This window comes from Granulicatella sp. 572.rep1_STHE (assembly GCF_001073445.1).
Lineage (GTDB): Bacteria > Bacillota > Bacilli > Lactobacillales > Aerococcaceae > Granulicatella > Granulicatella adiacens.
In genome coordinates, this window is the sequence record NZ_JVBO01000012.1 from 38467 (window position 1) to 48311 (window position 9845).

The window sequence follows — 9845 nt, forward strand, 5'->3', positions numbered from 1 at the left end:
ATGAAAATCAATAAAATGAAGTATATGTTTTTAGCAGCAGCTACACTTATTGGACTAGCAGCTTGCTCAAATTCAACAACCAAGTCGAATGACGAAAAATCAGATCAGAATACTTATAAAATTACAACAGTTAGATGGTCTGACTGGGGTGAAGATTACCATAAAGGATTTATTGATGATTCTGCAAAAGAAGCTGGTATTCAAATTAACTGGGATACTCTTATTGCAGCAGATTGGACAGATAAAAAATCTGTTTTAATTGCAAGTGGTGACCTACCTGATGCATTCTTAGGTTCAAACGCATTTACGGATGCTGAAATTGCTCAAAACCAATCTTTATTCATTCCTCTAGAAGATTTAATTAAAGAAAATATGCCTAATTTAACGAAGGCAATGGAAAAAGAACCAAGATTAAAAGCGATGATTACATCTCCTGATGGACATATTTATAGTCTTCCTAAGAAGTTACCAATGCGTCCGACAGTAGCAAACCAACTATTTATTAATAAAAAATGGCTTGATAATTTAGGGTTAAAAGTACCTGAAACTTATGATGAATTAGTAAAAGTTCTTCAAGAATTCAAAGATAAAGACGCAAACGGTAATGGAGATCCAACGGACGAAATCCCATTTGGTTCAGGTAACTTTGACCCAACATTTTCTTATATCATGCCATTTAATAACCGCTTAGGTGCAGATAATACTTATGAAATGTCTGTTAAAGATGGAAAACCTGTATATCTTCGTACAGAAGAAAGTTATAAACAAGGGATTGCAGCAATGCATGAAGCATACAAGAAAGGGTTAATTGACCCTGAAATCTTCACTGAAGATTCATCTATGAGTGTTGCAAAACGTATGGATAAATCAGTATCTAGAGTAGGTGTTTCAAGTGGTTGGACTGCTGATGCTACATTTGGCTTACATGCAAGCGAATATGTTCCTTTACCAGCGATAAAAGGTCCTGATGGAAAAGGGTATGTTTCTTCAGACCCAGATCACTACAACTATGGACGTAATGAATTGTTAGTGACAACAAAAGCTAAGGACCCTGCTAAATTATTACAATGGTTCGATAAATTCTATACTGATGATGCAAGTATCCAAAACTTCTATGGTTCATTTGGAATTGGTACTGAAAAAGATGGCGACAAATATAAAGTATTACCTCCAAAAGACGGTAAATCTGCCGATGAATTTGCTTGGATTAATTCTCTTCGTGACTTTGGACCTAAGTATGTGAGTGATGATATCAACAATCGTGTTGAAATCGACCAAACTCAAGGTGACGGTTTGAAATTGAAGATGGACCAAGAATTAAAACAATATGCTTTACCAGCATACCCTAATGTAACTTATTCTCAAGAAGAACTTAACCAATTAGCTTCTCTATACGTAAGTATTAATTCTTACGTTAAACAACAAGCTTCTAAATGGGTAGTTGATGGCGGAATTGAAACAGAATGGGATTCTTACTTAGCAAATCTTAAAAATATGGGATTGGATGAATTCATCAAGATTCAACAAGACGCATATGACCGTTATCAAAAAGAAGTTAAATAATCACAATTTAACTAATACCCCAACTGAAACGTTTAAAATACAATGAGTAGAGGGAGCGAGATTGAAGAAAAATCTTTCTCGCTTCCTTTTTCTCATATAGGTACGGTGATTTCATTGCAAAAACTATTTCGAATAGATGGGCCACTCGTTAGAGGGCTAACGCTCATTACCAATTTGATTCTATTGAACACATTATTTATTATCACAAGTATTCCTTTGGTGACGATGGGAGCATCTGTGACATCTCTAAATACGATGTTACATCGGATTTTAAAGGGCGATGATGGCGATATTATTTATCATTATTTTCGCATTTTTAAATCCAACTTTAAGCAAGCTACTGTCATTTGGGCAGCTCTCGTGCTACTTGGAGTTCTACTATTTTTGAACTACAGTATTTTTTCGAATACAAACTTCTTGAATGGATATGGATTATTGCTTCTAGCGCCAGTTGGAATGCTTGTGATATTAGGCGTTGCCATTCTCTTACCCTATATCGGATTATTTGAAAATAGTTTAAAAGCCAGTGTTATCAATAGCATTTTCGTTTGTATTTTAGATCCGTTACGAGCAATTCTATTGATTCTATTTAACTGCGCTGTAGTGTACATGAGTGTGAATACACCGGAGAGATTATTGACGGCAATTTACGTTTTCACTTTTGGGGGATTTGCAATCTGGGCATTATTAAATGTAAAAGTAACGAGTAAAATGTTTAAAAAGGCATATAAATTAAGCAATGGAGGTAAACAAGATGAAAATTTTTAAAGGAGATTTTTATCGTATCAGCGTTCTAACAGATAAACTCATTCGGTTAGAATATTCAAATAATGGGCAGTTCGAAGATAGACATACGCAATTAATCCAAAACAGAGACTTTGGAGAGGTAGAGGTTGAAGCAACAGAAACACCAGAGTTATTAGATATTAATACGAACTTCTTCCGTTTGCGCTATAACAAAGGCGAATTCAATAATCAAAATCTATTTATTGCATTAAAGGGTCAGTTCTTTATTTTCGGAAGCCGATGGTACTTTGGTGAACCAATTGAAACATTAAAAGGAACAACGAGAACCCTTGACCAAGCGAACGGAGCTATAGAATTAGAAGATGGTATTATTAGTAAGAGTGGTTATGCCATTTTAGATGATTCGAATGGATTTATCAGTGACGAAAAAGAAGGTTTTATCAAAAAAGAAAGCGAAGTGGACCTTTACGTCTTTGCTTATGGTCACGACTATAGAGGAGCAATTAGAGACTTTTATCATTTAACAGGTGCAACTCCATTATTGCCACGCTATGCCTTAGGAAACTGGTGGAGTCGTTATTGGGCGTATACTGCCGACGAGTATTTAAGTCTCGTTGAACGTTTTGAAGATGAACAAGTTCCGCTTGCGGTGGGCGTGTTAGATATGGACTGGCATATCACGAAGATTCCAGAACGCTTCGGTAGTGGGTGGACAGGATATTCTTGGAACCGAGAACTCATTCCAGAGCCGGAAAAATTATTAAAGAAACTGCATGATAAGAAATTAAAACTTTCTCTAAATGTCCATCCAGCTGATGGTATTCGAGCGTATGAAGATGCGTATCCAGCTGTTGCAAAACGTCTAGGATTAGATGCAGCCAGTGAAGAAGCTGCTATTTTTGATATTGCAGATCCACGTTTTAGAGAATCTTACTTTAAAGATGTTCATTATCCATTAGAAGAACAAGGGGTTGATTTCTGGTGGATTGACTGGCAACAAGGAACGCAAGGGGTACAAGATCCATTGTGGTTATTGAATCATTATCATTATGTCGATAATTGTAAGAGAAAAGATGGCGGATTAATCTTGTCTCGTTATGCTGGACCAGGAAGCCATCGTTATCCAGTTGGATTTTCTGGAGACGCTTTTATAACTTGGGAGTCTCTTAAATTCCAACCTTATTTTACATCAACAGCGTCTAATATTGGTTATAGCTGGTGGAGTCATGATATTGGCGGACATATGGGCGGTTATTATGATGAAGAATTACAAATTCGCTGGTTACAATATGGCGTCTTTAGTCCGATTACACGACTTCATAGTACTAATAGTCCATTTAATAGTAAGGAACCATGGTTCTTTACGAAGAATACAGCAGAAATCATGAAGCATTATTTACGTCTAAGACACCAATTACTTCCATATCTCTACACGATGAATGTGGCAACGCATGAAGAGGGCGCACCACTTGTGAGTCCGATGTACTATTTCTATCCTGAAAATGAAGAAAGTTACCGTGTGCCAAATCAATACTTCTTCGGTAGCGAGTTAATGGTTGCTCCAATCACAGAACCAATGAACAAAGATTACCAATCCGCAAAAGTTCAAGTATGGTTCCCTGAAGGAAAATGGTACGACTTCTTCACGGGAAGAGAGTATGCAGGAGAAGTAGTGCTTGATATTTATCGAGATATCGAATCAATTCCTGTATTTGCCAAGGAAGGGGCGATTGTTCCATTAGATGGTTCTGGTGTGAATATGGGGGTAGATTTACCTGAAGTTATCGACTGGTATGTCTTCCCAGGAACCCATCATTCATTTGATATGGTGGAAGACTTAGATGGCGCTCGTTGTGTAACGACATTATCTGTTGATTGGAATTTAGGTACTATCCAATTAACTGTTGAAGGGGAAACAGGCATCCTTCCAGTAAACAGAATTCACCGTGTTCATGTTCAAGGAAGCCAAGATGTTGTCGTTGAATTGGAAAATAAAAATGCGACTGTTGAGTTTACAGTGGGCGAAAAACAAACGGTAAATCGAAACGAGGCGATCTTCCAAGTACTCAAGAATGCGCACCTTCCATACGAAACGAAAGAACACTTATATCGTCGATTAGTCAATGCTAAAGATGCGAATGAAATCATTAATATCTTACATCATGAAGATGACGAATTAAGAGGACGATTGCTAGAAATCTTATTTATAAGTGAACCATAACAAAAAACGGGTACTTCCAATAGGAGGTATCCGTTTCTCTGTGTTAAAAAAACACTGCATTCATTCGTTGAATACAGTGCTATATAGATTAATCCACTTTGTAATACATCATGTTTTTAACGGTTTTGCCATCAGTAACTGTTTGTGTCCCGAAAATACGATCTTTTGAAATGTCCGATTGATCTTTTTCACCAGGAAGTAAGCCATAAGTCAATTCTACATTTTGGGGAATGAAGGAGAATACCGCACCTCCAACAAAAGTATTCTCATTGTTTTCCGGAACCATAATCCAGTTGAGAAGCCCTTCTTGGTATTGTTGTTTAGTAATTCCAACTTTCAAATCACCATGGCTACTTGAAATTTTTCCTTCTTTGTCGATGTGAATTTCCCAACCAGCTGAGTTTCTCCAAGTTCCCTCTACGCTTCGGAAGTCTCCTTGTTTTATTGCTTGAAGATCCATTGAGGATGGTTTTGGTTGCTCCGCTGGGATAACAACTTTTTCAGTAGATACAGTTTCTGGAACTGGTACGGTTGCTTCTTTTTGTTCTATTGTTGTTGAAACCACAGTAGTAGGTTCCGCTGTAGTACTAGTTTTGGTTTGTTTTGTAGTTGATGTACTGGACGTTCTAGTAGTTGTGGATTGAGTTTGTGTTTGAGTTGTTGTGTTCGAGTCTTCTTTCTTTTGGAAAAGTGAACAGCCCCCTAAAGTAAGAGCTATCAAGAATGATTCTATCAGTTTCTTCATTGAAATCCCTCCATTTCTATTCCATTATACTACTAATAAGTTTGAATATATATACTTTTCTGAAATGCTTTCTTTGACAAATATTATTTTTAATGTTACTTTGAATATAATAAATCGGTAGGTGAGACTACCATGGAGATACGGATGACTACCGCAAAATAGTGGAGACACTATTCGCTGGTCAGCAGCCTCTGTCGTGAAGGCAGAGACTAATGTCATTTCATCGCTCCATGATGTTAAAGCTTGGACGAGAATATAAGAATTGTTTATTTAGTAAGCATCTTGTCGCGTCTAAGCTGTGACAAGGTGCTTTTTCATTTGCCAGAAATTTTTAGAAAGAGGGTGATCATATGCCAGGACCGGAGAGTCAAACGAAACAAATCAATGAGCGAAGGGAAGAGTGTGATGATCACCCGGAGCTTCGCCTATATTAAAAACGAGGTGAAGACTATGAAAACAGCAAAAGAAAGAATCGATTTAGCATTGATGAATCCAATGGCAGAGGTCCTAGAAGCGTTAGGCACATCTGTAAAAGGACTCACTGAAGAACAAATAGAAACACTCCGTGAAACATATGGAGAAAACAAAATTACAAAGGCTAAAGAAGATCCAATTTGGAAAAAGATTTATGAATCGATTATCAATCCATTTACGGTAATTCTATTAGTGATCGCGGTAATCTCATTATTCACGAATGTGATTCTAGCAAAACCAGGTGAAGCAGACCCAACAACTTCCATCATTATTGTGGTGCTCGTGGCTGTGTCAGGAACGATTCGTTTTGTTCAAGAAATGAAAAGTGACAAGGCGGCTAGTAACTTATCTAGTCTAATCGTCAATACAGCAACGGTTATTCGAGATGGCGAACAGATGGAAGTTCCGATTGAAGATTTAGTAGTTGGAGATATTATTAAATTAAGCGCTGGGGACATGTTACCAGCGGATGCATTATTATTAGAAACACGTGACTTCTTTATCCAACAATCCACCTTGACTGGTGAAAGTGAATCTGTTGAGAAAAAATCAATCTGGGTTCCAGATGAAGAAGAAAAGAAAAAACAAGCACTCGAGAGCGAACGATTTGTGTTTATGGGCTCAAACGTTGTCAGCGGTAGTGCTTTAGCAGTTATTTTAGTCACAGGGAATGATACGATGATTGGTCGTATCGAAAAAACACTTAATACTTTCGAAGAACAAACAAGTTTCGAGAAAGAAATGAATAAAATCTCATGGCTCTTGATTCGCTTAATGCTTGTCTTAGTACCAGTTGTATTCTTGATTAACGGATTAACAGACGGCGACTGGTTAGAAGCAGGGGTATTTGCCTTAAGTGTTGCCGTGGGATTAACTCCAGAAATGTTGCCAATGATTATTACAGCCAGCCTTGCAAAAGGGGCAGTGATCATGGCCAAAGAAAAAGTGATTATTAAAAAATTAAATGCCATTCAAGATTTAGGCGCTATCGATATTCTCTGTACTGATAAAACAGGTACGCTCACACAAGATGAAATTATTCTTGAATACCCATTAGATATTCACGCAAATCTAGATATGGGCGTATTGAAAATTGCGTATTTAAACAGCTACTTCCAAACAGGACTTAAAAACTTATTAGACCGTGCCATCATTACACGTACAGAAAAAGAAGCCGACGAACACGAAAATCTACAAAATTTAGCAACACGTTACCAAAAGATTGATGAGTTGCCATTTGACTTCGAACGTCGTCGTATGAGCGTTATCGTGAAAGAAGACGATGAAGCAGTGCTCGTAACAAAAGGAGCGCTAGAAGAAATGCTTAGCATCTCTACTCATGTAAAAGACGGAGATGTGGTTCACCCAATTACGGATGAAATTCGCGAATCCATCCTAGAAGCAGTGAGCAGCTTAAACGAACAAGGGCTTCGCGTCCTTGGTGTGAGCCAAAAGAAATATCAAGATATTCACCATGCCTTCACGGTTGAAGATGAATCCAATATGATTCTAATGGGTTACTTAGCCTTCCTTGACCCACCAAAACCTTCTGCAGCTCCAGCGATTCAAGCGTTGAAAGAACATGGGGTAACAACGAAGATTCTTACAGGGGACAATGAAAAAGTAACGCTAACGGTCTGTGAAAAAGTAGGACTACCAGTAGATAAAGTCTTACTTGGTACAGAAATTGAAGATATGAGCGATGAAGAATTAGCAGCAGTTGCTGAAGAAACAACCATTTTTGCAAAACTATCTCCAGAACAAAAGGCACGCATTATTCATTTACTAAAAGCAAAAGGACACAAGATTGGTTACATGGGCGACGGTATCAATGATGCGCCATCCCTAAAAGTGGCCGACGTTGGAATTTCTGTGGATAGTGCCGTGGATATTGCTAAAGAAGTTGCAGATGTCGTTTTATTAGATAAGGACTTACTCGTTCTTGAAAAAGGATTGATTGAAGGTCGTAAAGTCTATGCGAATATGACAAAATACATCAAGATGACTGTTTCTTCAAACTTCGGAAACATCTTCTCAGTATTATTCGCAAGTATCTTCTTACCATTCTTACCAATGGCTCCAGTTCACTTAATCGTTTTGAACTTGATCTATGATTTAAGCTGTGTGGCATTACCGTTTGATAATGTTGACGCAGATTTCTTAAAACAACCACGCGCATGGACAGCAAGTTCCATCACACGATTCATGGCTTGGTTTGGACCAACGAGTTCTATCTTTGACATCATTACCTTTGCAGTGATGTTCTTTGGAATTGCACCAATGATTACTGGAAGCAGTTATGCGTCATCTACGAATCCAGCATTCTTCTTGATGGTTTTCCAAACTGGTTGGTTCATCGAATCTATGTGGTCTCAAACGATGGTGATTTATATGTTACGTTCACCAAAATTACCATTTGTACAATCAAAACCAGCGTTCTCATTGCTAGTGACTTCTTTATTCGCTTTATTCGTTGTAACGGTTCTTCCTTACACACCACTAGCAGGTCCATTAAAACTTGCACCGCTAAACGGACTATACTTCCTTGCATTAATTCTCATTATCGCAGGATACATGTTCCTCGTAACGGTTGTTAAAAAAGCGTATATTAAAAAATACAATGAATGGTTATAAACCCAAAAGAGCTATCGTAACAAGTTGTTATGATAGCTTTTTTTGTTACAAATGTGCTATTCTTCAATCATAAAAACATTAGGGGTGATTTTATGGAAAAAATTATTTATACTACAACAGCTGTGAACGTAGATGCGTTAAATGGGAAATCATTTATTGAGGGAAATGGTGATAAAAATTGGGAAGTCGAAATTTCATCTCCTTTAAGCGAAAAAAAAGGAACCAATCCTGAGCAATTATTTGCACTGGCTTATGCTACTTGTCTAAATGCTTCCATTGGCATTGTTGAAAAAGGTTTGAATTTAGAACATCAATGTAGAGTCGAAGTGAGAGTGGATTTAACAAAAGATCCTGTTGGAGAAGGGTATTTATTCTTACCTTCAGTTCGAGTTTTAATGCCAACAAGGGAAGAAAAATTAGCTAAAGAAATTCTAGAGGCTGCTGAACGTGTATGTCCTATTCAAAAACTACTACAAGGAGTTAATGTTCCTCCTGTGGAATTAGTAACAGTGAATGGGTAATACAAATATAAGAGTTGCAACAGTAGAGGATGCTCGTTATATTCAAGAAATTTATGCACCATATGTCTTAAATACTGCCATAACGTTTGAAGAAGTACTTCCTAGTGTAGAGGAATTTCAAGAGCGTATTGCTAAAACATTGGAGTCTTTTCCTTATTTAGTTTTAGAGGAGGGGGAAGAGATTGTTGGTTATGCATATGCTGGAAGATTTTCTCAAAGGGCAGCATTTGACTGGTCAACCGAGGTTAGTATCTATATCAGCCTCGATCATCAAAGAAAAGGTTTTGGCAAGTTATTATATACAGAACTTGAAAAACAACTATTGAAATTAGGCTATCAAAACATATACGCTTGTGTAGCAGTGCCAGAAGTAGAGGATGAGTATTTAACGAATAATAGCTTGTTCTATCACCAATACTTAGGGTTTAAAGAATGTGGACGTTTTGAAAATTGTGGTTGCAAGTTTAATCGGTGGTATCATATCGTTTGGTTACAAAAACATGCTGCTAAGAAAATTCCCGCAGATCGTCCAAAAAAGTTTGAAGGCTTATAAAAACAATACCACATCAACAAATCTGTTGATGTGGTATTGTTTTTTATCTAAAATGATTGATTTTTTGTTTAAAAAATACCCAGCAGCATTTATAGGATTCGTCGTTCATTTTTAGCTTACTGTACAATTGATATTTCGGTCTCCACCAACGAAGTTTACCTCCAGAAAAATGTTCTAAAAACTCTGAAAAAGGATGGTCATAAGGTTCTTTTGGTAAACCACTACAAAAGATAGAAAAATACCCAGATAGTTTTCCAAAAGCAACTCCAATTTCTCCTTTAGTCCAATTGGAGTGTCTTAAAACTCCCTCGACATGAGAATGAGGAGTTTTGTTTAAATATTGTTCAATGCGCAAATTCCATTGATGAGATAAATCGAGGGAATCAA

8 protein-coding genes and 1 riboswitch are annotated in these 9845 nt (G+C 37.2%); of the genes, 6 read left to right on the forward strand and 2 right to left on the reverse strand.

What is annotated here, in order from left to right:
- The 3 genes from ADH99_RS01565 (at position 1) to ADH99_RS01575 (ending at position 4531) form a co-directional block, all read left to right on the forward strand.
- Positions 1 to 1563, forward strand: a complete 1563-nt coding sequence (locus tag ADH99_RS01565; RefSeq protein ID WP_049554725.1) for an extracellular solute-binding protein — start codon at positions 1 to 3, stop codon at positions 1561 to 1563.
- A gap of 105 nt (positions 1564 to 1668) precedes the next feature.
- The gene (locus ADH99_RS01570) at positions 1669 to 2331 is read left to right on the forward strand and encodes a DUF624 domain-containing protein (protein ID WP_263090887.1); all 663 of its coding nucleotides are present in this window, start codon (positions 1669 to 1671) and stop codon (positions 2329 to 2331) included.
- Positions 2318 to 4531 carry a TIM-barrel domain-containing protein gene (locus ADH99_RS01575; protein WP_039848728.1) on the forward strand — a complete coding sequence of 738 codons (2214 nt, stop codon included), beginning with the start codon at positions 2318 to 2320 and terminating at the stop codon, positions 4529 to 4531. Before ADH99_RS01570 ends, ADH99_RS01575 begins: the two co-directional genes overlap by 14 nt.
- 88 nt (positions 4532 to 4619) lie before the next feature.
- On the opposite strand, the gene ADH99_RS01580 is transcribed toward ADH99_RS01575, so the two are convergent.
- Complete coding sequence (locus ADH99_RS01580; RefSeq protein WP_005605067.1) at positions 4620 to 5276, reverse strand: DUF6287 domain-containing protein; 657 nt, start codon at positions 5274 to 5276, stop codon at positions 4620 to 4622.
- Positions 5277 to 5382: 106 nt separating this feature from the next.
- Positions 5383 to 5538: riboswitch (M-box (ykoK) riboswitch) on the forward strand.
- A gap of 143 nt (positions 5539 to 5681) precedes the next feature.
- On the opposite strand from ADH99_RS01580, the gene mgtA reads away from it, so the two are divergent.
- From mgtA to ADH99_RS01595, 3 genes are all read left to right on the forward strand, one after another.
- Positions 5682 to 8384 (forward strand): magnesium-translocating P-type ATPase, encoded by a 2703-nt coding sequence (gene mgtA, locus ADH99_RS01585; protein ID WP_082160233.1) that lies wholly within the window; start codon positions 5682 to 5684, stop codon positions 8382 to 8384.
- Positions 8385 to 8476: 92 nt separating this feature from the next.
- Entirely contained in the window at positions 8477 to 8905 is a 429-nt protein-coding gene (locus ADH99_RS01590; protein WP_053091344.1) for an OsmC family protein, read from the forward strand.
- A complete protein-coding gene (locus ADH99_RS01595; protein ID WP_049554723.1) occupies positions 8898 to 9458 on the forward strand; it encodes a GNAT family N-acetyltransferase in 561 nt (186 codons plus the stop codon). Before ADH99_RS01590 ends, ADH99_RS01595 begins: the two co-directional genes overlap by 8 nt.
- A gap of 43 nt (positions 9459 to 9501) precedes the next feature.
- Here ADH99_RS01595 and ADH99_RS10490 read toward each other — a convergent pair.
- Positions 9502 to 9845: hypothetical protein (locus ADH99_RS10490; protein WP_049555917.1), on the reverse strand; the 344-nt coding region annotated here is incomplete at its 5' end.

Excerpts from the sequence above, each read along its gene's own strand:
- ADH99_RS01565 (WP_049554725.1), top strand. The coding sequence starts at position 1 with ATGAAAATCAATAAAATGAAGTATATGTTTTTAGCAGCAGCTACACTT.
- ADH99_RS01575 (WP_039848728.1), top strand. The coding sequence starts at position 2,318 with ATGAAAATTTTTAAAGGAGATTTTTATCGTATCAGCGTTCTAACAGAT.
- ADH99_RS01580 (WP_005605067.1), bottom strand. The coding sequence starts at position 5,276 with ATGAAGAAACTGATAGAATCATTCTTGATAGCTCTTACTTTAGGGGGC.
- mgtA (WP_082160233.1), top strand. The coding sequence starts at position 5,682 with ATGATCACCCGGAGCTTCGCCTATATTAAAAACGAGGTGAAGACTATG.
- ADH99_RS01590 (WP_053091344.1), top strand. The coding sequence starts at position 8,477 with ATGGAAAAAATTATTTATACTACAACAGCTGTGAACGTAGATGCGTTA.
- ADH99_RS01595 (WP_049554723.1), top strand. The coding sequence starts at position 8,898 with ATGGGTAATACAAATATAAGAGTTGCAACAGTAGAGGATGCTCGTTAT.